This window comes from Halobacillus seohaensis (assembly GCF_042663045.1).
Classification (GTDB): domain Bacteria; phylum Bacillota; class Bacilli; order Bacillales; family Halobacillaceae; genus Halobacillus_A; species Halobacillus_A seohaensis.
Genome location: NZ_JBHSZV010000004.1, coordinates 280,615 through 305,048, shown reverse-complemented (window position 1 = coordinate 305,048; position 24,434 = coordinate 280,615). Strand labels below are relative to the sequence as shown.

The following is a 24,434-nucleotide window of genomic DNA, read 5'->3' as shown; positions in this document are numbered from 1 at the left end:
GGAAGAAAACTTATGGAATTCCGATACTTACCTATGACGGAACAGGACAAAAAAGATATGCTCTCAACTATTGGGGTACAGTCGACAGAGGAATTATTTGCAGATATTCCTGTAAACGTTCGGTTTAAAGATGACTTAAATATTAAGCCACCCAAAAATGAATATGCATTAACAAAAGAATTGACAGAGCTATCTAACAGAAATGTAAATGCAAAATCACATACAAGCTTTTTAGGTGCGGGGGTTTATGATCACTATATCCCTTCTATCGTTGATCACGTAATTTCTCGTTCAGAATTTTACACCGCTTACACACCTTACCAACCGGAAATATCTCAAGGAGAGTTGCAAGCAATTTTTGAATTTCAAACGATGATTTGTGAATTAACCGGTATGCATGTAGCAAACTCTTCAATGTATGATGGCAGTACTGCACTTGCTGAAGCGGTAAATGTATCAGCTGGTCATACGAAGAAAAAGAAAGTTCTGGTTTCGAAGGCGATTCATCCAGAATCGCTAGCCGTTATTTACTCATATGCTAAAGGTCCAGGTCTTGAAGTAGTTGAGATTGATCATATGGATGGAATGACAGATCTCAAACAATTAGAAAAAGAGATGGATGAGAATACAGCAAGTGTTGTTGTGCAGTACCCGAATTTCTTTGGGCAAATCGAGCCGCTCGATAAGGTGCGAAAAATCGTGGATAAGGGGAAAAAGGCTATGCTTATTGCTTCTAGCAATCCATTAGCTCTAGGTTATTTAACTCCTCCGGGAGAATTTGAAGCTGATATTGTTGTCGGCGATGCTCAAGTATTTGGGATTCCAGCACAATACGGTGGACCGCATTGTGGTTATTTTGCAACAACTAAAAAATTGATGAGAAAAGTACCTGGAAGACTAGTAGGGCAGACGAAAGACGAAGAAGGTCGGCGGGGTTTTGTTTTAACTTTACAAGCAAGAGAGCAACATATACGCCGTGACAAGGCAACGTCCAATATTTGCTCGAACCAGGCATTAAATGCATTGGCATCTTCTGTAGCCATGTCTTCACTCGGAAAGCAAGGTCTTAAGAAAATGTCTTGGATGAATATCCAAAAAACTAATTATATGAAAAAACAATTAAAATTAGCTGGTTTCGAAGTTGCTTTTCAAGGTGCTTTTTTTAACGAACTAGTAGTCAAACTTAACCAAAGTGTGAGTGATGTTAATAGGAAACTTCTTGGTAAAGGAGTTATCGGAGGATATGATTTAAGCAAAGACTTTGAGGACCTTAGGGAACATATGCTTATTGCTGTAACAGAAATACGGACGAAAGATGAAATTGATCATTTCGTAAAGGAAGTGGGGGATATGTGTGGCTGATCAAGACTTTCCATTGATTTTTGAACATAGCCAAGAGAGTCGTACTGGATTCAGTTTACCGGAATTGGACGTACCTGAGGAAGATGTTGATGGGCTTTTAGGAGAAACCCTTGTAAGAAAGACTCCAGCAGAGCTCCCTGAAGTAAGCGAACTCCAAATAATGCGCCATTATACAGCATTATCTACAAGAAATCATGGGGTAGATTCGGGTTTTTATCCTTTAGGTTCTTGTACGATGAAATACAATCCGAAAATGAATGAGGATGTTGCTCGTCTAACAGGATTCAGTCATATTCACCCATTGCAACCAACAGAAACTGTTCAGGGTGCTCTTAGTTTAATGTATGATTTACAAGAAACACTTACTGAAATCACTGGTATGGATACAGTGACACTTCAACCAGCAGCGGGGGCTCATGGGGAATGGACTGGCCTTATGATGATCCGTGCCTATCACGAAGGAAGTGGGGACTATAATCGTACAAAAGTAATCGTACCGGACTCTGCTCATGGTACTAATCCCGCTTCAGCAACAGTAGCGGGATTTGAAGCTGTTACGGTGAAATCGAATGAGAGAGGTCTTGTTGATTTAGAGGATTTGAAACGTGTAGTAGATGATCAAACAGCTGCTCTTATGTTGACAAATCCAAATACATTAGGACTTTTTGAGGAAAATATTGAAGAAATGGCATCAATTATTCACGAAGCGGGTGGTAAGCTTTACTATGATGGGGCGAATTTAAATGCAATTTTAGGTTATGCTCGTCCTGGTGATATGGGCTTTGACGTTGTTCACTTAAATCTTCATAAAACCTTTACTGGTCCACATGGAGGAGGAGGACCAGGTTCAGGACCTGTTGGAGTAACGGCGGAGTTTGAACCCTACTTGCCGAAGCCTATTTTAACGAAGCGAGAAGATATGTTTGTGTTCGAGTACGACCGTCCAAAGTCTATCGGGCGTGTAAAACCTTATTACGGAAACTTTGGTATTAACGTTCGTGCTTATACGTATATTCGTACGATGGGAGCAGAAGGTTTAAAGAAAGTTAGTGAATATGCCGTACTAAATGCAAACTATATGATGCGTCGGTTACAAAAGGAGTATGAACTTCCATTTGATCGTCATTGTAAACATGAGTTTATACTTTCAGGCAAGCGTCAGAAAAAGCTGGGGGTACGTACTTTAGATATAGCCAAACGGTTACTTGACTTCGGATACCATCCACCTACTATCTACTTCCCAATTAATGTAGAAGAGGCCATTATGGCTGAGCCAACAGAAACGGAGTCGAAGGAAACGCTTGACGCATTCGTAGATGCTATGTTGCAAATAGCAGATGAAGCTAAGGCTGATCCTGAAAAGGTACAAGAGGCTCCACATACAACGATTGTTAGTCGTATGGATGAAACGACTGCCGCCAGAAAACCGATCTTACGGTATATCAGGGAAGATTAATAAAAAGACGCTGCTTCAATGCAGCGTCTTTTTACTTCTTCGTTTTAATTTTCCCTGTCCATTTTTTAAAGCCGCCTTGAAGTTGATTTAAGTCAGAATATCCTTTTTTATTAAGCATAAGTGCAGCTCTCGAGGAGCGCGTTCCACTTTGGCAATAAAGATAAACAGGCTTGTCTTTTCGAATCTCAACTAAACGATTTTTCATTTGTGAAAGCGGAATATTACGAGATCCTAGAATATGGCCACCGTCAAACTCCTTTGGCTCGCGTACATCTATAAGTTGAGCTTTTCTATATCCTTGCCTAAATTCATCTTCAGATAGTGTTGTTAATACTTTTCTAGCCTTCATAAATCGGAAGATACCAAAGCCGACTAAGAAGACAATTGCTCCTATTAAAATCCAAAGTTCCATTCTATATACCCCCTCTTCCCCTATCTATTATATGAGGGAATCTATCTTATTTCAAAGTTTTTTTACCTTGGCGATAGAAATAAAAAATTGTCGGATTTCAAATAGTGTGGTAATCTCCGAAATTGTGGGTTTTATGTTTTCGATAAAATTTGCAAGTTATAAAAAAAGTAGTTCAACTAACAGACAACCTCAATTTCTTTAAATATCTCCGTTTCACTTTATATTTTGGACGATTCGTTAATTGACAAAGTTCTACAAGGTTGTTCAAAAACACAATATATGGAGGGATTTAAAATATCGAGTACAATATATTGATTAATTTTTCTCGAATGTGGTATGTTACTTATATATTAATTCAATATGGAGTTTTAAGACATGCCCCCAAGGAAGCATGGAAGAAGGGAGAGATTTTGCATGCAAATGGCACCCACGAGCAGTGATGCTAATGCAAAAATTAATGTGGAACGGTTGAATGAGGATATACGCAAATTTAATCAAGTCCATGAAATAACACCAAACATGTATGTGACTCACACCGGCGTATCACGCCTAGTGATGTTAGATAGGTATGCATTTAAAGATACAGAGAAATTCACCTTAGCAGAAGGAGACTTTGTCGTCTTAACCGTCAAAGATGATCCCAAATTTCCAGCACGAGGATTTGGATTTATTCAATCACTCGACTGGCAAAAACACAAAGCCGTGGTAAAGGTTGAACCTGAATTCGTTAACGTGCTAGATAGTGAAGAAGAACGCGAAACTGGATTAATTACAAGAAATTTAGACACCATAGATAAGCCTCTGGAAGTTTATTATGAGCAAATCGCATTAAGGAATGCTACAGGGTTAGCTGAAGTAGAGGCAGATGAAAAGAAGAAACAAGAAAGCTTCGATCAATTTTATAAGGAACTCTCGAACCTAAACTTCATCCCTGCAGGTAGAGTGCTTTATGGTGCTGGTTCAAATACAGATGTTACTTATTTTAACTGTTATGTAATGCCATATATCCAAGATTCTAGGGAAGGAATCTCAGACCACCGAAAACAGGTTATGGAGATTATGTCACGTGGTGGCGGTGTAGGTACCAACGGATCTACGTTAAGACCTCGTAATACCCTTGCTCGAGGAGTGAATGGAAAATCATCAGGCTCTGTATCCTGGTTAGACGATATTGCTAAGTTGACTCATTTAGTTGAGCAAGGTGGGTCAAGACGTGGTGCACAAATGATTATGTTAGCCGACTGGCATCCAGACATTGTAGAGTTTATCATTTCGAAAATGCAAAACCCGCGGATTCTGCGCTTCCTTATTGAAAATACAGAAGATGAACATATTAAGGAATTGGCGAAAGAAAAATTAAAATTCAAGCCATTATCAGAAATCGAAAAAGAGTTATATCAAAGTGTCGTAAATTATAAATCAATGCCGGGTCTTGGAGGTTTTACAGAAAAGAGCATACAGGAAGCTGAAGAGAAGCTGAGCACAGGCGGAACGTATACAGTAAATAATCCTGAGTTTCTTACGGGGGCTAACATTTCAGTTTGTCTTACAAAAGACTTTATGGATGCTGTAGAAAATGATCAGGATTATAACTTAAGATTTCCAGATGTAGAATCATACACAAAAGAGGAAATGGCAACTTATAATGATGAGTGGCAATCTAGTGGGGATGTTCGTGAATGGGAAGCGAAAGGTTTCGCTGTCAAAACTTACCGAACCGTTCAAGCAACTGAATTGTGGAAACTCATTAGTATTTGTGCGACGTACTCAGCTGAACCTGGTATATTCTTTATCGACAACGCTAACGATGAGACAAATGCAAGTGCCTACGGACAAAAGGTTGTAGCAACGAACCCATGTGGTGAGCAGCCTTTAGCACCTTATAGTGTTTGTAATCTCGCAGCAGTTAACCTGGCAGCAGTTGCAGATAAAGAAGCTAAAAAAGTGGATTTTGAAAAATTGAGAAATACTGTAGCAACAGGAGTGCGCATGCAAGATAATGTGATAGATGCTACTCCTTATTTTCTTGAAGAAAATAAAAAGCAAGCTTTAGGAGAACGACGAGTTGGTTTAGGAGTCATGGGGTTGCATGATTTACTCATCTATTGTGAGACAGAATATGGATCAGATGAAGGGAATCAACTCGTTGATGAAATCTTTGAAGTGATTGCCACTACTGCCTATCGTGAGTCAGTTGCATTGGCTGAAGAGAAAGGGAGTTTTCCTTTCCTTATAGGACAAACTGACGAAGAGACGATGCAGTTGAGAGAAAATTTTGTAAATACTGGATATATGAAAGGTATGCCTGAGGACGTGAGGCAAGGGGTACTTAAAAACGGTATCCGTAACTCTCACTTACTAACCGTAGCACCAACTGGTAGTACAGGGACTATGGTAGGGGTCAGTACTGGTCTAGAACCTTATTTCTCTTTTTCTTATTACAGAAGTGGACGATTAGGTAAGTTCATTGAAGTGAAAGCTGATATTGTTCAGGAATACTTGGACAAGCATCCTGAACAAGATCCAGATCATCTTCCGGAATGGTTTATCACTGCTATGACCATGTCACCAGAAGCTCACGCAGATACCCAATGTGTGATCCAGCGATGGGTCGATAGTTCGATCTCGAAAACTGTTAACGCGCCGAAAGGTTATTCTGTAGAACAAGTAGAGAAAGTGTATCAAAGACTTTACAACGGTGGAGCTAAAGGTGGAACCGTTTATGTTGATGGCAGCCGAGACAGTCAAGTACTCACTCTAAAAGCAGAAGAAAATGCATTTGATGGAGAACAAACTGAGCTAGAATTTGAGGACGATAAGAAACCTCATGTTGTACTCATGGACACAGTTCACGAATTAGATAAAACAAATGTAACGATTGGATCCGAAGTAGGAGACACGTGCCCAGTCTGTAGACAGGGTACGGTTGAAGATATAGGTGGATGTAATACATGCACCAATTGTAATGCCCAGTTAAAGTGTGGACTATAAAGATTGAACGAAGGCGCTTGTATTATTCAAGCGCCTTTACTCTTGGAGAAACTTCCTTGTTTTCAAAGAGAAACTAGTGTATCATTTTTATGAAACGACCTACTGAACATAAGCTATATTGGGGGTTTAACATGCCAACGCCAAGTATGGAAGACTATATCGAGCAAATCTACATATTAATAGAAGATAAAGGCTATGCACGCGTCTCTGATATAGCGGAGAACTTGCAAGTACACCCATCTTCCGTGACAAAAATGGTTCAAAAATTGGATCGTGATCAATATTTGAATTATGAAAAGTACCGTGGACTTATTTTAACACCAAAAGGGAAGAAAGTAGGAAAACGTCTTGTATATCGACACGAATTGCTTGAACAATTTCTCGAACTTATTGGGGTAGATGCTGACAAAATTTATGAAGATGTGGAAGGAATCGAACATCACCTAAGCTGGAATTCAATTGATCGTATCGGTGATCTCGTCCAATATTTTGAAGAAAACGCTAGCCGTGTAAACGAACTTAGAGTTGTTCAACAAAAAAATGAAGAACAAAATAACGAATAATAAAAAGACGTAAAGATATTAATAAGTAAGTTTCGTTAATAACATCAAAAATAAAGACCAAATCGCATAATGATAAGTAGTTCGGTTTTGGAGTGCAAAATTGCAATTTGTGCCCTTAATTGAACTACTTTTTTATATGAAGTTGCAGGCTAAATTGTAAGGCTAATTGCAATTAAAATCGCACAACTAATTGTTGAAGACTCGATTCCGAGATAATGGTATGGAGAAAGGAGCGGTGGGCGCTTTCCGTGGGCGTGTGCTGATCCTCCTCAGGCTGGCCGCCTTCGGGTTCTCACCTACCCCGCGTATCCCATAGGAGATCCCCCCTTCCATGAGAATGAGGACGTAATAAGAAGGGGTCACAGGAAATGCTCCGTAACCGCTTGGGGCATTATCGGTATACATTTCCTCCATTCTTCACGGATAGCTTAAAATGCTTAGCTGCATCTGTATAAATCTCCCCCCTTTCAAATTACGAATGTACGTTTTTTTATTATGGGAAGTTCTTATCTGTAATAATCTCTCTTATATATATAACATGGGGGGATGTGCGTGAAGATTGATGGCGTTTTCTCTGGCGGAGGAGTAAAGGCATTAGCATTCATTGGTGCCTTGGAAGTTCTTGAGGAGAACCAGTATCAATTTCAAAGGGTAGCTGGTACCTCGGCAGGAGCAATGGTTGCATGTCTAGTCGCTGCTGGATATACCTCTAAAGAGTTAAAGGTGATCCTTGATGAACTATCTTTTGAAACATTAATAGATGAACCTGTCAGTGACAAAGTATTTCCTTTTTCAAAATGGTTATTCCTTTATTATCGGATGGGTTTGTATAAAGGTAATCATTTAGAAAAGATACTGGACAAATGGCTTAGCAAAAAAGGTATTCGTACATTTGCCCAGCTACCAGAGGGTAGTTTGAAAGTGGTTTGTTCAGATCTCACATTAGGGAAAATGGTAGTTATACCTGATGACTTAAAAGAGACTTATGGTATAGACCCTCGAACATTTTCTGTCGCTAAAGCGGCACGTATAAGTGCCAGCTTACCTTATTTTTTTAGACCTGTTAAACTTTATGGGAAAAATGGAAAGTCCTTACTTGTGGATGGTGGTGTATTAAGTAATTTTCCTATTTGGCTTTTCGAAAATGATGATGGTAGACGAACGAGACCTATTGTAGGAATGCAGTTAAGTGATCCACCTGATCAGTTACCGGAAAGGAACATTAAAAATGCTATCCAGATGTTTCAAGCGTTATTTCAGACAATGAAACAAGCTCACGATGCTCGATATGTCTCAACAACGAAGAGTAGAGATATTATTTTCATTCCTGTAAAAGATGTAGAAACTACGGATTTTTATTTGAGTAAAAAACAGAAAGAGTTTCTGTTAGATATAGGAAGGCAGCGAGCTCTTCAGTTCCTAAAAAGATGGTCAAAATAAAAAAAAGGTCGAGCATTCTTTTAAAAGGATGCTCGATCTTTTTTGCTGTTTTTATTTCCTTGAATGACTCGTAAGTTAGGAGAATTTTTTCGCTTGTTTTTCTTCGAATTAAATGGAGATGGATTTTTAGAAGAAGTAGAATCTTTTGTTTTAACTGCTTTGACTGTGTTTGTTGGTTTGTATTTTTGTTTGGATTGTTTGACGGCTTGTTTGTACTTCTTCATTTCTTTTCCGTTTGTAGGTGCACTGGTGCGATGCCGAAGAAAGAAAAAGTAGATTGCTCCATAGATTAAGGCGGCAAACCCAATCATCATAATGATAGATGAAAGGAAGCTGGAAGTGTTCGTGAACATTTGAACTCCAACATAGAAAATAGCAAGGGTGATTAGTGTGTAGATGATTGGAGTTATCCATTTTCTAGACATGATTGTTTCCTCCTTCAAATGAATTCACTTTAAAGTTGACCTTCCTATTATGTGTATACCACTTTCTTAACCACTCTTATCATTTTATTAGAACTTTTTTTCACTAGGTTAAGGTCTAGATAAAAGAAAAGATGTAACTTAATATAATCTGGTGGAATTCCACAATTGGTTCTTATTAATTATTTCCTAATTAACTAGAATTATTCAACACTCATTTATCTTCCTTAGAAGAACCCTTCATAGGGCCAAGGAATCTACATAATTATTTTAAGTCCATTCTATAATACTCGGGAATGTGTAAGTATACTTACTAATCAACTATTTGCTCTTCCTTTTATTTTACAGCAAAAATAAAAATTTCACTACCTTTTTAAAAGATCTGAGTGGATGAAAAGTGTAAAGTTTGGAAAAAATAAAGCTGAGGTGATTATAATGGCAGATGAAGTTAAGGATCAAAGTAAAAAAGAACCACCACAAAGCGTACTTGCAAAATCATTAACAGTGGGCTTTGTTGCAGGGATATTATGGAGCGCGCTAGGAGCTATTTCCTACTATTTTCATTTCTCTGAAGTATCCGCTGCTTCCTTCATTTTTAGATCTTTTTGGCAAACAAGTTGGACTGGTTCCTTTTTAGGAGAAGCACTAGCGGTTCTTATCGTTGGTCTTTTATCGATTTTTGTATCACTAGTTTATTATATCCTTTTGAAACAATGGAATGGTATTTGGCCAGGATTTGGACTTGGGGTGGCTTTGTTCGGTGTGTTATTTTTTTTATTGAATCCAATTTTTGGAGCAGTTCCTCACTGGAATGAATTATCAAGTAATTCACTGGTGACGAATTTTTGCTTATTTATCTTGTACGGGGTTTTTATAGGATACTCTATTTCCTTCGAGTCTCATGAATACAATCAGCGAGCTAAGTGATGATATGCTCATAGTATGATAAAATGAAATAGACTATTCATTTTGATTCCAGTAAGGTGGTTGATAATCTGTGAAACGTTTGCTTTTACTTAATGGACCTAATTTAAATAATTTAGGTAACAGGGAGCCGGAGACATATGGCAGTGCTACATTGGCTGATGTTGAAAGTATGGTTCAGGAAGTGGTCTTAAGCCATAATTATGAACTAGAGCATTTTCAGTCAAATCATGAAGGGGAACTTATTGATCGTCTGCAACAAGCGGAAGGGAATATTGCAGGGGTTATTTTTAACCCAGCAGCCTATACTCATACTAGTGTTGCCCTTCGAGATGCGATTGCTGCGATCACTCCACCTGTAGTGGAGGTTCACATCTCCAATGTACACAAAAGGGAGGAGTTTCGTCACTATTCCATGTTGGCGCCAGTATGTATGGGGCAAGTTGTGGGTTTTGGAATTGACGGGTATCGAATAGCAACCTTAGGATTAATCCAAAAGATAGAAAGTGAAGGGGGAGCGTAAGATGACGAAACTATCAACTTTGCGTCAAGCTATTATAGATAAAGAACTAGATGGACTACTTATTATGAGTGATAAAAACCGTCGGTATATTGCTAATTTTACAGGGTCTTCGGGTGCTTTACTCATTACAGAGGATGATGCCCTGTTTATTACTGATTTTCGATATACAGAACAAGCTGCGGAGCAGGCAGACGGATTTCAGATCATCGAACATAAATCACCGTTGCATGAAGAAGTAGCCTCACAGGTGAATAAGTTAGGCTTAAGTCAAATAGGGTTTGAAAAAGACCATCTTACATACGGGGAATACGATTTATATCGCCAACATTTTAATGCAGAGCTAGTGCCTACTTCAGGACTTGTAGAAAAACTGCGCTTGATTAAGACGGAAGAGGAGCTTACTATATTAAAGGATGCTACGAAAATAGCTGATGATGCTTTTCAACATATATTAAGCTACATAAAGCCTGGAGTTAAAGAAATAGATGTTTCGAATGAGCTGGAATTTTTCATGAGAAAACAGGGAGCTACATCATCTAGTTTTGATATTATTGTAGCATCAGGTTACCGTTCTGCTTTACCACATGGTGTGGCTTCAGATAAAGAAATTCAATCTGGTGAATTAGTAACTCTAGACTTTGGAGCTCTCTATAAAGGTTACTGTTCAGACATCACAAGAACAATTGCTGTAGGAGAAATTAGTGATGAATTAAAAGAAATCTATGACACAGTGTTGCAAGCACAGCTAATAGGAATGGAAGGTTTAAAAGCTGGTATAACAGGGAAAGAGGCAGATGCTTTAACTCGTGATCATATTAAAGAACAAGGTTACGGTAAATATTTCGGACACTCGACGGGTCATGGTATTGGTTTAGATGTCCATGAGGGACCAGGGCTATCCTTTCGATCTGATCTAGTTTTAGAAGCTGGTATGGTTGTTACTGTAGAGCCAGGTATCTATGTTCCAAAGGTAGGCGGTTGTCGTATTGAGGATGACACTGTCATTACAGCGAGTGGTAACGAGAGATTAAGCCATTCAACGAAAGAACTACTAACGTTATAATAGGAGGGAATATTTTGATTTCAGTAAATGATTTTAAAACAGGACTAACAATAGAAGTAGAAGGTAGCATTTGGCAGGTGATGGATTTTCAACATGTTAAACCAGGTAAAGGGGCAGCTTTTGTGCGTTCAAAGCTGCGTAACTTGCGTAGTGGAAATATTCAAGAAAAGACTTTCCGTGCAGGAGAGAAGGTAGAAAAAGCACATATTGAAAATCGGAAAATGCAATATTTATATACTTCTGGAGATATGCACGCGTTCATGGACACAGAAACGTATGAACAAGTGGAAATACCTACAGATCAAATATCTGATCAACTGAAATACTTGAAGGAAAACATGGAAGTTCAAATTCAATCCTACCAGGCTGAAACCATCGGAGTTGAGCTTCCGAAGAACGTAGAATTAAAAGTGACTGAAACTGAACCAGGTATAAAGGGAGATACGGCCAGTGGTGGAACGAAGTCAGCTACTCTTGAAACTGGCTTAAATGTTCAAGTTCCGTTTTTCATCAATGAAGGAGAATTACTTTTAATTAGTACTTCTGACGGGAAATACGTTTCTCGCGCATAGATTATTTTTAAAAAGAGTACCTCATCTAGTGTAAGTAGTTCCGTTTCGGTGGAGAAACATGCAAAATAGCATACTGATTAGCAGACCAAATCGTATATGATTTGGTCTCTTATTTTTTACTGATAATTCAAATAACATAATGACAATAGCTAGATAAGTTGTTAAAAATCGGGTGTAATAGCGTGTTTATTTGAAGTGTAGGAACTTACCTGGTGAGTATGCCTACCATCCGCGATTCTTCGATGAAAAGCAATGGAACCGCTATTCTTTTATTACACAATCTGGGGCTTTAGTTTAACAAGAAAATATAAACAAAAACGCTTGGGCATTAAAAATCCAAGCGTTTTTGTTTGTTATTTCACTTGTTATTTTAGAGTTCTCCACAGTATCGGAACTACTTACATCTAGGGTTGCTCTTTTTTCTCTATTAGCAACAGTCATAACTCTACGGACAAGACATACATATAGGGTAAAGCATCTAAAGGAGTTTTGGTTGAATGGAGGAGATTATTCGTCTATTTCCAGTACCTTACCATCCCACACTAAAACAGAAAATTAATTGGGATATCATTCAGGAAATCCGACTTCGTGTAAACAAACGTTTAGAGATACTAGATACGAGGGGCGTTACTTATATTTCGAACACAAAACTAAGTCAGTTAGATCTATCATTTGTACTTAATCAAGTTAGTCAATTTTCGGTTTATAAGTTTAAAGAAGAAATGAAAGAAGGTTTTATTACAATAGAAGGAGGTCATCGTGTTGGATTGGCTGGTAAGGCAAATGTCCATCAAAATGTTATAGAAACATTGAAGAATATAACGTTTATGAACATAAGGATTGCTCGTTCAACGATAGAAAGTGGAAAACGAGCCCTTTCCTATTTATATAGGAAGGATGAATGGTTGAATACACTCATTATTGGTCCTCCTCATTCAGGAAAGACAACAATTTTACGTAACTTTGCTAAGTGGATTGGATCTGGAACGACGTTTACGTCTGCATCGAAAGTGGCTGTTGTCGATGAAAGGTCTGAGATCGCCGCATGTCACGAAGGTATACCTCAATTAGATGTAGGAGAACGGACGGATGTAATGGATGCTTGTCCTAAGGCTGTAGGAATGATGATGATGATTCGATCCATGTCTCCAGAGGTGATGGTTGTTGATGAAATAGGGGATTTGGATGATGCACTAGCTGTAAAAGAAGCTGTTCATACGGGTGTGAAAGTTATTTGTAGTGTTCATGGGACAAACCGTGAAACGATTTCCAAACGTAATGCTGTTCAGGAACTGATAGAAAGTGAAGCGTTTGATCGTTTCATCATTCTTGAAAGACTTTCAGTACGTGCAAACGCGGTTATAGAAATATTGGATGGACAAGGAAATGAATTGGTTCGTTTAAATGGGGAGGGAGACCATGGAGTGGTTCGGAGCCCTAATAGTACTACTCGCTACCACATGGATCGGGTTTGATATCGCTGCAAAATTTAAAAAGCGGCCAAGTCAAATTAGACAATGGAAAAGTGCTTTACAAATGATTGAGGCAGAGATGGTCTATAGTCAGTCGTCACTATGGGAAGTATGCGAAAAGTTATCGAATGTGCTGCCTCCTCCTATTTGCTACTTCTTTTCTAATCTCGTTAAGGAAAAGGCAGCTTGTACTGATTTCAGTTCCTTATGGACAGCAGAATTAAGAAAACAATGGTTTTGGAATGCTATGAATAAAAGCGATTTAGATATATTGATTCAATTTGGAAGTACATTAGGACAGCACGACCTTACACAGCAGCAAAAACAAATTAAATTAACCTCTCATCACCTAGATTTGCAACTTAATGAGGCAATTGAAGTTTCTAGTAAACATCAGCGCGTAGCTAGAGGCGCTGGAGTGTTGAGTGGTCTACTAGTGGTTTTACTACTTATATGATAAGGGGGAGGGGACGTTTTTGTTTCAAGACGCATCCATCCTATTTCAAATTGCTGGGATCGGTATTATTGTAGCGATGTTTCATAGTATTTTGAAACAAATGGGGAAAGAAGAAATTGCTCAAGTTGTTACTCTAACAGGTTTTATTATAGTCTTGTTCATCGTTTTACAGCGACTCGCTGATTTATTTCAACAAATCAAATCTGTATTTTTATACCAAGGATAACCATTATGGACATTATACAAATTGTTTCTCTTGGATTGGTTGCTACCTTTTTAATAATTTTATTGAAAGAACAACATTCATCAATAGCCTACTTGCTCCTGCTTTTTACCGTGATATTAATTTTTCTAGCCGTGTTAGATCATATTCGATATATTTTTTCGCTCCTTCAATATATGGCTCAACAAGCGCAGGTTGAGTCTGTGTATTTTAAAACCATTTTAAAAATCATAGGTATAGCTTATATTACAGAGTTTGGAGCTCAACTTATTCGAGATGCAGGGTTAAATGCATTAGCTTCCAAAGTGGAGCTTGCTGGCAAACTATTTATCTTAATGTTAGCCATACCTATAATTACAGCCTTAATTGAAACGATCTTGGATTTTATACCTGGAGCGACAGGTTAAGGATAGAGGTATGTGATGAAACTTATAATTGTCTTCTGTTGCCTATTAGTAGGAAGTTTCCTTGTCCCAATTGTTAGTTCTGCTTCTACAACTAATGATGAGGTTGGATCATTAATGGAGCACGTTTCAACAGAAGAATTGGAGCAAAACTATCAACAGTTACATGATCAATATGGAGAATATTTGCCTTCGGTTTCACTTGGTGATTTTAGTGAATGGAGTGAACAAGAGACAACACCATCAGGATGGCTTTCGGGAATTATGACTTTTCTGTTTCACGAGCTGTTATCAAATGGTCGATTACTAGGGAGTTTACTATTTTTAACATTATTTAGTACTTTGCTTCAAGCTATGCAATCGTCTTTTGAAAATACTGTAGTTAGCCGCATTGCTTATATGGTGATCTATTTAGTGTTAATTGGACTAGCTTTAGAAAGTTTTGGACAAGTCATCGAATACACGCTTGGAGCTATTAATCAAATGAGCAGCTTTATGATTGGTCTTCTCCCGCTACTTCTTGGAATTATGGCCTCATTTAGTCATCTAATGTCGATCTCTTTCTTTCACCCTATCATCGTTGCTTTAGTCCAATCGAGCGGTCTACTTGTTAAATACATTTTGATTCCTTTATTCGCTTCTTCCGCTCTTTTACTCATTGTTGGATCTCTGAATGAAAGTTTCAAGGTAGATCAATTAGCCGAATTACTTCGTAAAACTGGTTTAGCTATCATGGGGGTATATTTAACACTCTTCCTAGGAGTGATTTCTGTACAAGGTACGGTGACGGCAGTACAAGATGGGGTTACGATGAAAACGGCCCGGTTTGTTACGGGGAATTTCGTGCCCGTAGTTGGACGTTTATTTACAGATGCGACAGACACCATCTTAGGAGCATCACTTATCCTGAAAAATACATTAGGTCTTGCAGGAGTAGTGATTCTCTTAGGTATTGCTCTGTTCCCAGCATTAAAAATTTTTGCCATTGCAATCATTTATAAATTAGCTGCGGCTCTTCTTCAGCCAATCGGAGATGGGCCAGTAGTCGAAGCGATGGCGATAGTAAGTCGGCATATGATGTATATATTTGCAGCACTATTAATGGTATCGATGATGTTCTTTTTAGTTATTGTTATTATGGTAGCTGCTAGTAATATTACAATGATGGTTCGGTAAGGGTGGTCCTATGCAAATATTTATACAATGGATTACAGAAATCGTTCTATTTTTACTTTTGGCTATGGTGGCTGACGCTTTATTACCTTCAGGATTAATGAAAAAATATGCGCGCCTAGTATTGGCGATTCTTCTTATTCTTGTAATTATTGATCCGCTCTTACAGTTTCTAAAGATAGATCCTCATCGCATATTGAATTCTGTAGAAAATCAAATGGATTTAAGCATGGAAACTGATCAACTAACTAAAGAAATTGAAGAAAAGAAAAACGAAATAATTATTGGACAAGACGCATATACATTACAACAAGTACAAGGTGCTGTTGTTGAACAACTTAAAGCTCCCTTAGAGACCAGTCATCAACTAACTATAAACCAAGTTGACTTAGAATTTGTCGCTAAGCCTTACTCTTTAGAGTCGTTGGACAAACTAGTGTTATTTGTTACTACAAATGAGGAAGAGCAGGCAGTGGAGGAAGTGATCATTTCATCTGCAGATTCGAGCCAAAGTGAAAATGTAAATAATCGGGAACAGGAAGGTATTCAAGAATTGGTCGCCCAACACTTAGAGTTAGAAAAGGAACAAATTGAGATTCGCTGGGAGGAAGACCATGAGTAAATGGTGGAACAAGCTCGTAAACCCATTGTCATCTAAGGAAGGACATAAATTGAACAAACCCAAATATTTTATCATTGTAGGCTTAATTGGGGTTATGTTCATAATGTTGAGTAATTGGTTTCAAACTCCTAAAACAAATGTGGCGCCTCCTGAACCTAGCGAGGCTCAATCCTCAAGCGAGGGGGTTGAGGAAGAAGTGCTATCTGTAGTTGATCTTGAGGCTGCGTTTGAAGAACAATTAACGCCGCTCCTTAACAACATACAAGGAGTGAGTGAAGTTGAATTGATGATCAATCTAGCTGCTACGGAGGAAAAAGTGTATGACAAAAACTTAATTATTGGAAAACAAACAACCAAAGAAACGGATAAGAATGGAGGGGAAAGAGAAATTGAGGACTATTCGAAGGAACAGCAGTTAGTACTTGTGCGGCAGGGAGATCAAGAGGTGCCTCTTCTAACGAAAACCAACAAACCATCTGTGAGTGGGGTTTTTGTAACTGCGAAGGGTGTGGAACAAATAACGGTAAAAGAGTGGGTAGTGGAAGCCGTATCTCGAGTATTAGATGTGCCTAGTCATAGAGTGTCAGTATTACCTAAATCATAAGGAGGTATTACCTTGGTAAAAAAACAAACCGTTTGGCTTTTGACAATGCTAAGCTTATTAATTGTATTGAGTGTGTACTATATGACTTCACCTGATAATGGAGAGATGGCGTTTATCCAGGATAACGAATGGGGGGAAGGCGAAAATATTGACGTGGATGGGGAAACTAGCACAGAAGATACTGTCACCTCAGGATTTTCCACTGAAGAACTTTTTGCATCAATTCGTCTAGATAAGCAAAGTGAACGCGACCAAAAAACTGAACAATTATCTGAAATTGTAGCTTCGAGTGATTATTCAGCTGATGAAAAAAATGATGCCATGGAAGAAATGGAGACTCTTCAGGAAACTGCTTCGAAAGAGTCAATTTTGGAAAATACGATTCGTGCAAGTGTTCCTTATGAAGATGTCTTAGTAAGGGCGGAAGATGATGTGATACAAGTCACTGTTAAAGCAGAAGAGCTAACTAAGTCAGAAACAAGAGAGATTATGCAAATGGTGTTCGATGAGTTTGGTCAAAAACAAGTGGAAGTTAAATTCCAACCAACGACTTAACATTAAAACATTGAATATTACAAGTAGTTCCGATAATGTGGAAGAAAACATTAAAAACTATTGTAAGTAGCAAATCAAACAATGGTATAATTTGCATACAAAACGCTTGGATTGTTTTTAATCCAAGCGTTTTAATTGTTGAATGGGGCCTCTCTATCCTGTTTTCCGAGAGAGTCTCGCAAATTCCTAGCCAATCCAACGGCATGAGAGAAGGGTGAACAACAGAAGGGCTTAATACTAGTATAGGATTTTAGCTTGCGATTCAATATCTTCACCTCGCAAGTGAACCTGTTAATTACTAATCAAGGTTTTTAAATTAGAACAATAGCTTTTATAGGTGGACAGTTGCAGGGTAGTGGTATTATGTCGTAGAATGTTAAAAGGAGTGATTAGTACCATTTATTAATGTATCTTACATAAAGGGGTGCCCAACATGCTAAAGGTTCAAGAAATACGAGAATTAATTAAATTAATCGACCATTCACAAATTGATGAATTTTCTTATGAAGCAAACGGAACAAAGGTTTCTATGAAAAAGAGTGGGGGGCAAGTTGTAACAGAAGTCCCAACACCTGAAGAAGTTTCAACTCCAAAAGCTGAGGCTGTAAAAGAGCAAACATCTCAACCAAAACAAGATGCAGGAAACGTTGAAGACGCTAAAGAGGAACCTGTCTCTAAAACAGAATTCGATAAAGAAATAACTTCACCGATGGTTGGTACTTTTTACAAGTCACCATCTCCTGATCAAGATGCTTATGTAAAAGTTGGAGATAAAGTAAAGGAAGATTCTATCGTCTGTATTGTAGAAGCTATGAAGTTATTTAATGAAATTGAAGCTGAGGCTACTGGTGAGGTTGTTGAAATCCTCGCCGAAGACGGGGAACTCATCGAGTATGGACAACCGTTATTTAGAGTTAAAACGTCATAGTTCGGGGGTGAAGTTATGATAAAAAAAGTTCTAATTGCGAACCGAGGTGAAATAGCGGTTCGGATTATTCGTGCATGTAAAGAGATGGGGATAGAAACTGTAGCGGTTTACTCAGAAGCAGATAAAGAAGCTTTGCACGTTCAAATTGCCGATGAAGCTTATTGTGTAGGACCGACTTTGAGTAAGGACAGTTACTTAAACTATACAAATATTATGAGTTTGGCTACCTTAACTCAAACAGATGCCATACATCCCGGTTATGGGTTTTTATCTGAAAATGCAGAGTTTGCGGAGATGTGTGAAGAGTGTAATATCATATTTATTGGGCCTTCTTCCTATGCTATTCAAAAGATGGGAACGAAAGATGTGGCTCGAGAGACTATGAGAGAAGCTGGTGTACCTGTTGTACCTGGATCTTCAGGGATTATTCAAGATGCAGAAGAAGGAAAACGTATTGCCAATGAAATCGGTTATCCTGTGATTATAAAAGCAACTGCGGGTGGTGGAGGCAAGGGAATACGCGTGGCTCGTAGTGAAGAGGAACTTGTTAAAGGGATTAATGTTACACAACAAGAAGCGGAGACAGCTTTTGGTAATCCAGGCGTTTATATTGAAAAATATATTGAAGATTTCCGTCATGTTGAGATCCAAGTGTTAGCTGATAATCACGGAAATGCTGTTCACCTTGGTGAACGTGATTGTACAATTCAACGCAGGTTGCAAAAGTTGATAGAAGAAACACCTTCACCTGCAGTCAGCCCTGAAATTCGTAAACAGATGGGAGATGCCGCAGTAAAAGCTGCGCTAGCTGTAGATTATTCTGGTGCAGGTACCGTAGAGTTCATTTTTGATAAAAACGAGGAAATGTTCTATTTTATGGAGATGAATACCAGAATTCAGGTAGAACATCCCGTGACGGAAATGGTGACGGGCATTGACCTTGTTAAAGAGCAATTAAACGTAGCCAATAATGAAAAATTATCTTTTTCTCAACATGATGTGAAATTTGAGGGCTGGGCGATAGAATGTCGTATAAATGCTGAAGATCCTTATAAGAATTTCATGCCTTCTGCTGGGAAAATTGATATGTATCTTGCACCTGGTGGGCTAGGTGTACGTGTTGACTCAGCGGCTTATCCTGGGTATAGCATCCCTCCATATTATGATTCAATGGTCGCAAAATTAATAACTTATGGAAGCGATCGAAATGAAGCTATACAGAAGATGAAAAGAGCTTTAGATGAGTTTGTTGTGGAAGGTGTGAAAACTACGATACCTTTTCACCAAAGGGTAATGGAACATGAGGTATTTGTTAATGGCGATTTTAATACGAAATTCCTTGAAAATTATAAAATAATGGATGATTAATCAAAAAGGAGTGGTCGAATGGATGAAAGACAGTTGTTGAACGTAACAGAAGGGTCAACGCTAGGTAATGTTGAGATTGCTCCAGAAGTTATTGAAGTAATTGCAGGAATTGCTGTATCAGAAGTAACTGGTGTAGCATCTATGCGAGGCAATTTCGCAACAGGTGTAGTTGAACGATTAGGGAAGAAAAGTCATGGCAAAGGCGTTAAAGTTGAATTAGATAAAGACGGGATCTTAATAGATGCCTATGTCGTTATGGATTATGGTATATCAATACCAGAAACAGCGCAAAAGATTCAAGATAATACACGTCAGGCATTAAAAAACATGACTGCCCTTGAGATTAAAGAGATTAATGTTCATATAGTCGGTGTGCAAACGGAATCAAAAGAGGAAATTGAAGCAGAAGAAGGATGAAATAGTAAAGGCCAGTAGGGAGTGTCCTAAGCTGGTCTTTTATTATTGGTTAATGGCATTACTAAGGTTAAAATGTTATGATTCTAACGGATATGACATTAAAGGAGCAGAATATAGATGAAACGACGTTTGGCAAGAGAAAAAGCATTTCAAGCCCTTTTTCAGATGGATTCGAACGATATCAATATGGAAGAAGCTATTCAACATGTTGTTGAAGAGAGCGGAAACGATGTTTTTTTAAATCAATTGGTTGAAGGTGTAGTAGAATATAAATCTGAAATTGACCATTGGATTGAGGAAAATCTAGAACATTGGACTTTTGCTCGTCTAGCTAGAGTGGAGAAAACACTTCTTCGTATGGCAGCTTATGAAATAAAATTTAATGAGGAAGTACCTTCTCAAGTCGCCATAAATGAAGCGGTAGAATTAGCTAAAATTTTCGGTGAAGATCAATCAGGTAAGTTTATAAACGGTGTTTTATCTAAGATGGTATAGGCAGGAAGGGGACGATTGTCATGGCAGCAGAAGTAATTTATGGAAAGCAATTAGCTGAACAAATAAGACAAGAAATGAAAGAGGAAGTGGCAACTTTAAGTGAAGCTGGTATTTATCCGAAACTTGTCGTTGTTATTGTTGGGGAAGACCCAGCTTCCCTGTCTTATGTAAGAGGCAAACAACGTGCTTCGGAAAACATAGGTATGAGTTCAGAACTCATGGAATTACCAGAGGATACTTCACAGACTAAGCTACTTGATATAATTACTAGGTTAAATGAAGATGAGTCAGTTCACGGAATACTAGTTCAACTTCCATTGCCAGAACAAATAATGGAACAAAAAGTAATTGAATCCATTGATCCTTCGAAAGATGTGGATGGCTTCCATCCTATTAACATAGGACGTTTAATGACTGGGCAGGAGACATTCTATCCATGCACCCCTTTCGGAATAGTAGTTATGCTTAAACGGGCGAATATTTCGATTGAAGGCAAGCATGTCGTGATTATAGGGCGTAGTAACTTAGTAGGTAAGCCGGTTGGCCAATTATTATTAAACGAGCACGCTACGGTTACGTATTGTCATTCCAGAACTAAGGATTTAAAAGATTACACGAAGAAAGCTGATATATTAATTGTAGCTGCTGGTAAGGCTGGTATGATATCAGGAGAAGATATAACTGAAGGTACGGTTGTAATTGATGTAGGTGTAAATCGAGTCGACGGAAAGCTTACAGGCGATGTGGATTTTGATTCCGCTTCACAGAAAGCCTCCCACATTACGCCAGTTCCTAAGGGTGTAGGCCCAATGACGATAACAATGTTGCTTCATAATACCATTAAAGCAGCAAAGTGGATTCACCAAAAGTAAGGAGACTTCCTTGTGAATGATCGCTATTTAACAGTTACAGCTTTAACAAAATATATAAAAAGGAAACTTTCACACGATCCACATCTAAAAGAAGTTTGGTTACGTGGTGAAATATCAAATTTCAAACATCACAGCCGTGGACACATGTATTTATCACTAAAAGATGAACACTCCCGTATACAAGCTGTAATGTTTGCAGGGAACAATCGATTGCTTAAATTCAGACCAGAAAATGGTATGAACGTCCTTGTGCGTGGGGAGATAAATATTTATGAACCGATGGGCAGTTATCAATTGTACATTCAGGAAATGCAGCCTGATGGTATTGGTTCTCTTTACTTAGCTTTTGAGCAGTTAAAAGGAAAACTTGAAAAAGAAGGTCTGTTTTCTACAGACAGAAAGCGTCCTATTCCTAGTTATCCCAATCATATTGGAATCATTACCTCCCCAACAGGTGCAGCAGTTCGCGATATTCTGACGACGATTAATCGCAGATATCCGATAGTTAAAGTAACGATTATACCAGTGCTCGTACAAGGAAAATCCACAGCCGCATCTGTTTCAAAAGCGATCCAGTATGTAAATGAAAACATGGATTGTGATGTCTTGATAGTTGGTAGAGGTGGAGGGTCCCTAGAAGATTTGTGGGGATTTAATGAGGAATTAGTAGCAAGGGCAATATCTCAATCTGAAATTCCAATTATTTCTGCTGTCGGTCACGAAACGGATACAACGATTAGTGATTTCACCGCCGACCTAAGGGCAGCCACTCCAACTGGAGCAGCAGAAATTGCTGTTCCTTCGCTTGTTGAAATCAAAGAGAGCATCCTCACGTTAAAAAGTAGATTGCAGCGAGCTATGGATAGTAAACAATCCGAATCAGGGAAGCATCTTAACCGATTGCAGAAGTCGTATGCGTTTAAATATCCTGAGCAATTGATGAAGCAAAAGGAACAGGATCTAGATCGCTTAATGGAACAACTATCCAGAAAGTTAGCAGATATAAAGAAACAAGGAGAAGATCGGTTGAGTTTTTTACAAAATCGACTGGATCAAACGCATCCTTCAACAGAAATAGAGAGAAATCAAAAACATCTACGTGATGTCACTAAACAGCTTCAAACTCAGTTCGAGCATAAATTTTTTAATCACCAAGAGCGGTTTCGACTTAAAATCGAGAAACTTTCATTATTAAACCCGTTGGACACGATGAAAAGGGGTTATGCTATACCTTATACAAATAGTGGGAAAGTATTGAAAGATGTGAAACAAGTAAAAATAGAGGACCCTATAATGGTGAAGCTTCATAATGGTTCGTTATACTGTCGAATTGCTGAGATTGAGGAGGAGAAAGATGAGTGAAGAAAACAAAGATTTAACCTTTGAAGAAGCAATGAAGGAGTTAGAGCAACTAGTTGAAAAACTAGAAACTGGTGAAGTGCCCTTAGAAAAAGCCATTGAATACTATCAGGATGGAATGAAGCTTTCTAAAATCTGCAATGAAAAATTAGGGAATGTTGAGAAGCAAATGCAGCAAATTTTAAATGAACATGGAGAATTTGAACCGTTTGATGTTCAGGAGGAAGAGTAGTGGAGTCATTAAACGAATATGTAGAGAGATATAAAGGAATAATTAATGACCACTTAAACAACTATATTTTATCATATACTACTCCGGGAAGATTACGTGAATCGATGTTATATTCTATTAACGCAGGCGGAAAACGTTTACGACCGATTCTCGTTATTGCTACATTAGAAGCATTTGAAATCGATCCGAAAAAAGGGATTCCGGTTGCTTGTGCTTTAGAAATGATTCATACTTACTCTCTTATTCATGACGACCTTCCCGCAATGGATAATGATGATCTAAGAAGAGGGCAACCAACAAATCATAAGCAGTTTGATGATGCGACAGCAATCTTGGCTGGGGATGCCCTCCTTACATTAAGTTTCCAAGTGATAACTGAGGCGGATACCCTTTCTAACGAGGAAAAGGTATTCTTAGTAAATGAGTTATCAAAAGCTAGTGGTCCAAGTGGGATGGTAGACGGTCAAATGCGTGATATGTTAAGTGAAAATGAATGGATTACTCTTAGGAAGCTTGAGGCCATTCATAATAGTAAAACGGGTCAATTATTGAAGTTTGCAATTTTATCTGGTGCTTATTTAGGAAAAGTAAGCGAGGAGTCGATGCAAGCGGTGACTGAGATGGCATCAGCTCTTGGATTAATCTTTCAAATACAAGACGACATACTAGATGTGATTGGTGATTCAGATGCCATCGGTAAACCGATTGGCAGCGACGAAGACAATAAAAAAAGTACATACCCCCAGTTATTAGGTTTAGAAGGCGCTATAAACCAGAAAAAGCACTATGTAGATGTGGCACAAAAATCCCTTGAAAAAACAGGGATACAGCACACGGTTTTGTCTGAATTAATCGACTATTTAAGCAACCGCGATTGTTGATATGTAGGCAAGCGTTTAATGATTGAGGATGTCAGACGAATATGTTATTATGTATACAAAAGGAATGGTGCAGTATTCTAGTCGGTCCTCCGTTCCTGAAGGCGGGCCTAAAAATCCGCCAAAGGGCACATCGATGAAGTTCCTTGTGCCGGCTTGAGGCGCCCAGCCTTGGGTCGGTGCTGGGAGTTAAGGTCGCAGGGCGATCCACAAAGGCATGTGGGCGTTGACCCTGCTTCCGCGGAGGCCCATCTTTGTAAGGGAAATCTAATCAAGATACCTTATGAAATGGGGTATGAACCTATTTTATATGGATTCCGTCTATATAAGTAGCGTAGCCTGCCTTGAGTGGTTTTGAGGGGATTATATCATGGACCGTCCACAACGTTAGATGGCCACTGATGTGTGGAGTTGGTTGCTATATGAAATCAGAACTGCAAAAGAGGCTAAGGAACGGTTAAAGGCTGTCGGGGAAATCCCCTAGGCTGTTCTCAAATGGACGTAAATGAGGAATTATAGTACGGACTAAGTGGTAATCTAGTCCAGCATTCGGAAACGAAGCTGATTCGAACTTAAAGGGGAACCGCCAGAGTGGTGACACTCGGTGTTCGAATGGGAAAACCTACTAGACCTAAGCCGTAATTTTC

The 24,434-nt window shown here is 38.6% G+C and carries 28 protein-coding genes; 26 read left to right on the top strand and 2 right to left on the bottom strand.

The annotated features are described in order from the left end of the window. Positions 1–12: 12 nt before the first annotated feature. Both gcvPA and gcvPB read left to right on the top strand, forming a co-directional pair. Entirely contained in the window at positions 13–1,362 is a 1,350-nt protein-coding gene (gene gcvPA / locus ACFQIC_RS01815) for an aminomethyl-transferring glycine dehydrogenase subunit GcvPA (RefSeq protein WP_204706710.1), read from the top strand. Continuing rightward, positions 1,355–2,818: an aminomethyl-transferring glycine dehydrogenase subunit GcvPB gene (gene gcvPB, locus ACFQIC_RS01810; RefSeq protein ID WP_204706708.1), complete on the top strand. Its 1,464-nt coding sequence runs from the start codon at positions 1,355–1,357 to the stop codon at positions 2,816–2,818. Before gcvPA ends, gcvPB begins: the two co-directional genes overlap by 8 nt. Before the next feature lie 31 nt (positions 2,819–2,849). Here the strand turns inward: gcvPB and ACFQIC_RS01805 are convergent, their stop codons facing one another. Then, positions 2,850–3,230, bottom strand: a complete 381-nt coding sequence (locus ACFQIC_RS01805; RefSeq protein ID WP_204706705.1) for a rhodanese-like domain-containing protein — start codon at positions 3,228–3,230, stop codon at positions 2,850–2,852. Between the two features lie 420 nt (positions 3,231–3,650). Here ACFQIC_RS01805 and ACFQIC_RS01800 point away from each other — a divergent pair, with 420 nt between their 5' ends. The 3 genes from ACFQIC_RS01800 to ACFQIC_RS01790 all read left to right on the top strand — a co-directional run bounded on the left by ACFQIC_RS01800 (position 3,651) and on the right by ACFQIC_RS01790 (position 8,224). After that, entirely contained in the window at positions 3,651–6,221 is a 2,571-nt protein-coding gene (locus ACFQIC_RS01800; protein WP_204707561.1) for a vitamin B12-dependent ribonucleotide reductase, read from the top strand. Positions 6,222–6,352: 131 nt separating this feature from the next. Then, positions 6,353–6,784, top strand: coding sequence for a transcriptional regulator MntR (gene mntR / locus ACFQIC_RS01795; protein ID WP_204706703.1), 432 nt, complete (start codon positions 6,353–6,355; stop codon positions 6,782–6,784). A 552-nt stretch (positions 6,785–7,336) separates the two neighbouring features. After that, complete coding sequence (locus tag ACFQIC_RS01790; protein WP_204706701.1) at positions 7,337–8,224, top strand: patatin-like phospholipase family protein; 888 nt, start codon at positions 7,337–7,339, stop codon at positions 8,222–8,224. Between the two features lie 20 nt (positions 8,225–8,244). Here the strand turns inward: ACFQIC_RS01790 and ACFQIC_RS01785 are convergent, their stop codons facing one another. Continuing rightward, on the bottom strand, positions 8,245–8,649 hold the full coding sequence (locus ACFQIC_RS01785; RefSeq protein ID WP_204706698.1) for an SA1362 family protein: 405 nt from the start codon (positions 8,647–8,649) through the stop codon (positions 8,245–8,247). A 432-nt stretch (positions 8,650–9,081) separates the two neighbouring features. Between ACFQIC_RS01785 and ACFQIC_RS01780 the strand changes: the two genes are divergently transcribed. From ACFQIC_RS01780 to ACFQIC_RS01680, 21 genes are all read left to right on the top strand, one after another. Continuing rightward, the gene (locus ACFQIC_RS01780; RefSeq protein ID WP_204706696.1) at positions 9,082–9,573 is read left to right on the top strand and encodes a YqhR family membrane protein; all 492 of its coding nucleotides are present in this window, start codon (positions 9,082–9,084) and stop codon (positions 9,571–9,573) included. 70 nt (positions 9,574–9,643) lie between these two features. Beyond that, positions 9,644–10,093, top strand: a complete 450-nt coding sequence (gene aroQ / locus ACFQIC_RS01775) for a type II 3-dehydroquinate dehydratase (protein ID WP_204706694.1) — start codon at positions 9,644–9,646, stop codon at positions 10,091–10,093. 1 nt (position 10,094) lies between these two features. Beyond that, a complete protein-coding gene (locus ACFQIC_RS01770; RefSeq protein WP_204706692.1) occupies positions 10,095–11,156 on the top strand; it encodes a M24 family metallopeptidase in 1,062 nt (353 codons plus the stop codon). 14 nt (positions 11,157–11,170) lie between these two features. Next, entirely contained in the window at positions 11,171–11,728 is a 558-nt protein-coding gene (efp, locus tag ACFQIC_RS01765; RefSeq protein ID WP_204706690.1) for an elongation factor P, read from the top strand. A gap of 497 nt (positions 11,729–12,225) precedes the next feature. Continuing rightward, a complete protein-coding gene (spoIIIAA, locus tag ACFQIC_RS01760; protein ID WP_204706687.1) occupies positions 12,226–13,203 on the top strand; it encodes a stage III sporulation protein AA in 978 nt (325 codons plus the stop codon). Next, the gene (gene spoIIIAB / locus ACFQIC_RS01755) at positions 13,148–13,657 is read left to right on the top strand and encodes a stage III sporulation protein SpoIIIAB (protein ID WP_204706685.1); all 510 of its coding nucleotides are present in this window, start codon (positions 13,148–13,150) and stop codon (positions 13,655–13,657) included. The genes spoIIIAA and spoIIIAB overlap by 56 nt, the downstream gene beginning before the upstream one ends. Before the next feature lie 19 nt (positions 13,658–13,676). Then, a complete protein-coding gene (gene spoIIIAC / locus ACFQIC_RS01750) occupies positions 13,677–13,883 on the top strand; it encodes a stage III sporulation protein AC (protein ID WP_204706683.1) in 207 nt (68 codons plus the stop codon). Between the two features lie 5 nt (positions 13,884–13,888). Further along, the gene (gene spoIIIAD / locus ACFQIC_RS01745; protein WP_204706681.1) at positions 13,889–14,287 is read left to right on the top strand and encodes a stage III sporulation protein AD; all 399 of its coding nucleotides are present in this window, start codon (positions 13,889–13,891) and stop codon (positions 14,285–14,287) included. 15 nt (positions 14,288–14,302) lie between these two features. After that, the gene (spoIIIAE, locus tag ACFQIC_RS01740; protein WP_204707559.1) at positions 14,303–15,460 is read left to right on the top strand and encodes a stage III sporulation protein AE; all 1,158 of its coding nucleotides are present in this window, start codon (positions 14,303–14,305) and stop codon (positions 15,458–15,460) included. Positions 15,461–15,470: 10 nt separating this feature from the next. After that, the gene (gene spoIIIAF / locus ACFQIC_RS01735) at positions 15,471–16,079 is read left to right on the top strand and encodes a stage III sporulation protein AF (RefSeq protein ID WP_204706679.1); all 609 of its coding nucleotides are present in this window, start codon (positions 15,471–15,473) and stop codon (positions 16,077–16,079) included. Then, positions 16,072–16,683 (top strand): stage III sporulation protein AG, encoded by a 612-nt coding sequence (gene spoIIIAG, locus ACFQIC_RS01730; protein ID WP_204706677.1) that lies wholly within the window; start codon positions 16,072–16,074, stop codon positions 16,681–16,683. Before spoIIIAF ends, spoIIIAG begins: the two co-directional genes overlap by 8 nt. Before the next feature lie 12 nt (positions 16,684–16,695). After that, positions 16,696–17,238: a SpoIIIAH-like family protein gene (locus ACFQIC_RS01725; RefSeq protein WP_204706675.1), complete on the top strand. Its 543-nt coding sequence runs from the start codon at positions 16,696–16,698 to the stop codon at positions 17,236–17,238. 433 nt (positions 17,239–17,671) lie between these two features. Continuing rightward, the gene (accB, locus tag ACFQIC_RS01720; RefSeq protein WP_204706673.1) at positions 17,672–18,166 is read left to right on the top strand and encodes an acetyl-CoA carboxylase biotin carboxyl carrier protein; all 495 of its coding nucleotides are present in this window, start codon (positions 17,672–17,674) and stop codon (positions 18,164–18,166) included. 15 nt (positions 18,167–18,181) lie between these two features. Continuing rightward, complete coding sequence (accC, locus tag ACFQIC_RS01715) at positions 18,182–19,534, top strand: acetyl-CoA carboxylase biotin carboxylase subunit (protein WP_204706670.1); 1,353 nt, start codon at positions 18,182–18,184, stop codon at positions 19,532–19,534. A gap of 18 nt (positions 19,535–19,552) precedes the next feature. Next, positions 19,553–19,951, top strand: a complete 399-nt coding sequence (locus ACFQIC_RS01710; RefSeq protein WP_204706668.1) for an Asp23/Gls24 family envelope stress response protein — start codon at positions 19,553–19,555, stop codon at positions 19,949–19,951. Between the two features lie 117 nt (positions 19,952–20,068). Continuing rightward, positions 20,069–20,446, top strand: a complete 378-nt coding sequence (nusB, locus tag ACFQIC_RS01705) for a transcription antitermination factor NusB (RefSeq protein ID WP_204706666.1) — start codon at positions 20,069–20,071, stop codon at positions 20,444–20,446. Between the two features lie 20 nt (positions 20,447–20,466). Beyond that, on the top strand, positions 20,467–21,318 hold the full coding sequence (gene folD, locus ACFQIC_RS01700) for a bifunctional methylenetetrahydrofolate dehydrogenase/methenyltetrahydrofolate cyclohydrolase FolD (RefSeq protein ID WP_204706664.1): 852 nt from the start codon (positions 20,467–20,469) through the stop codon (positions 21,316–21,318). A 12-nt stretch (positions 21,319–21,330) separates the two neighbouring features. After that, positions 21,331–22,680 (top strand): exodeoxyribonuclease VII large subunit, encoded by a 1,350-nt coding sequence (xseA, locus tag ACFQIC_RS01695; protein WP_204706662.1) that lies wholly within the window; start codon positions 21,331–21,333, stop codon positions 22,678–22,680. Next, entirely contained in the window at positions 22,673–22,909 is a 237-nt protein-coding gene (locus ACFQIC_RS01690) for an exodeoxyribonuclease VII small subunit (protein ID WP_204706660.1), read from the top strand. Before xseA ends, ACFQIC_RS01690 begins: the two co-directional genes overlap by 8 nt. Further along, on the top strand, positions 22,909–23,790 hold the full coding sequence (locus ACFQIC_RS01685) for a polyprenyl synthetase family protein (protein WP_204706658.1): 882 nt from the start codon (positions 22,909–22,911) through the stop codon (positions 23,788–23,790). Before ACFQIC_RS01690 ends, ACFQIC_RS01685 begins: the two co-directional genes overlap by 1 nt. A 28-nt stretch (positions 23,791–23,818) precedes the next feature. Continuing rightward, positions 23,819–23,947: a hypothetical protein gene (locus ACFQIC_RS01680; protein ID WP_390216905.1), complete on the top strand. Its 129-nt coding sequence runs from the start codon at positions 23,819–23,821 to the stop codon at positions 23,945–23,947. The last annotated feature ends 487 nt before the right edge of the window (positions 23,948–24,434 follow it).

Coding starts and splice junctions, on each gene's coding strand:
- gcvPA (WP_204706710.1), top strand. CDS start 13: ATGGAATTCCGATACTTACCTATGACGGAACAGGACAAAAAAGATATG.
- ACFQIC_RS01805 (WP_204706705.1), bottom strand. CDS start 3,230: ATGGAACTTTGGATTTTAATAGGAGCAATTGTCTTCTTAGTCGGCTTT.
- ACFQIC_RS01800 (WP_204707561.1), top strand. CDS start 3,651: ATGGCACCCACGAGCAGTGATGCTAATGCAAAAATTAATGTGGAACGG.
- mntR (WP_204706703.1), top strand. CDS start 6,353: ATGCCAACGCCAAGTATGGAAGACTATATCGAGCAAATCTACATATTA.
- ACFQIC_RS01785 (WP_204706698.1), bottom strand. CDS start 8,649: ATGTCTAGAAAATGGATAACTCCAATCATCTACACACTAATCACCCTT.
- ACFQIC_RS01780 (WP_204706696.1), top strand. CDS start 9,082: ATGGCAGATGAAGTTAAGGATCAAAGTAAAAAAGAACCACCACAAAGC.
- ACFQIC_RS01770 (WP_204706692.1), top strand. CDS start 10,095: ATGACGAAACTATCAACTTTGCGTCAAGCTATTATAGATAAAGAACTA.
- spoIIIAA (WP_204706687.1), top strand. CDS start 12,226: ATGGAGGAGATTATTCGTCTATTTCCAGTACCTTACCATCCCACACTA.
- spoIIIAB (WP_204706685.1), top strand. CDS start 13,148: ATGGAGTGGTTCGGAGCCCTAATAGTACTACTCGCTACCACATGGATC.
- spoIIIAD (WP_204706681.1), top strand. CDS start 13,889: ATGGACATTATACAAATTGTTTCTCTTGGATTGGTTGCTACCTTTTTA.
- spoIIIAE (WP_204707559.1), top strand. CDS start 14,303: ATGAAACTTATAATTGTCTTCTGTTGCCTATTAGTAGGAAGTTTCCTT.
- spoIIIAF (WP_204706679.1), top strand. CDS start 15,471: ATGCAAATATTTATACAATGGATTACAGAAATCGTTCTATTTTTACTT.
- spoIIIAG (WP_204706677.1), top strand. CDS start 16,072: ATGAGTAAATGGTGGAACAAGCTCGTAAACCCATTGTCATCTAAGGAA.
- accB (WP_204706673.1), top strand. CDS start 17,672: ATGCTAAAGGTTCAAGAAATACGAGAATTAATTAAATTAATCGACCAT.
- accC (WP_204706670.1), top strand. CDS start 18,182: ATGATAAAAAAAGTTCTAATTGCGAACCGAGGTGAAATAGCGGTTCGG.
- ACFQIC_RS01710 (WP_204706668.1), top strand. CDS start 19,553: ATGGATGAAAGACAGTTGTTGAACGTAACAGAAGGGTCAACGCTAGGT.
- nusB (WP_204706666.1), top strand. CDS start 20,069: ATGAAACGACGTTTGGCAAGAGAAAAAGCATTTCAAGCCCTTTTTCAG.
- folD (WP_204706664.1), top strand. CDS start 20,467: ATGGCAGCAGAAGTAATTTATGGAAAGCAATTAGCTGAACAAATAAGA.
- ACFQIC_RS01690 (WP_204706660.1), top strand. CDS start 22,673: ATGAGTGAAGAAAACAAAGATTTAACCTTTGAAGAAGCAATGAAGGAG.
- ACFQIC_RS01680 (WP_390216905.1), top strand. CDS start 23,819: ATGTCAGACGAATATGTTATTATGTATACAAAAGGAATGGTGCAGTAT.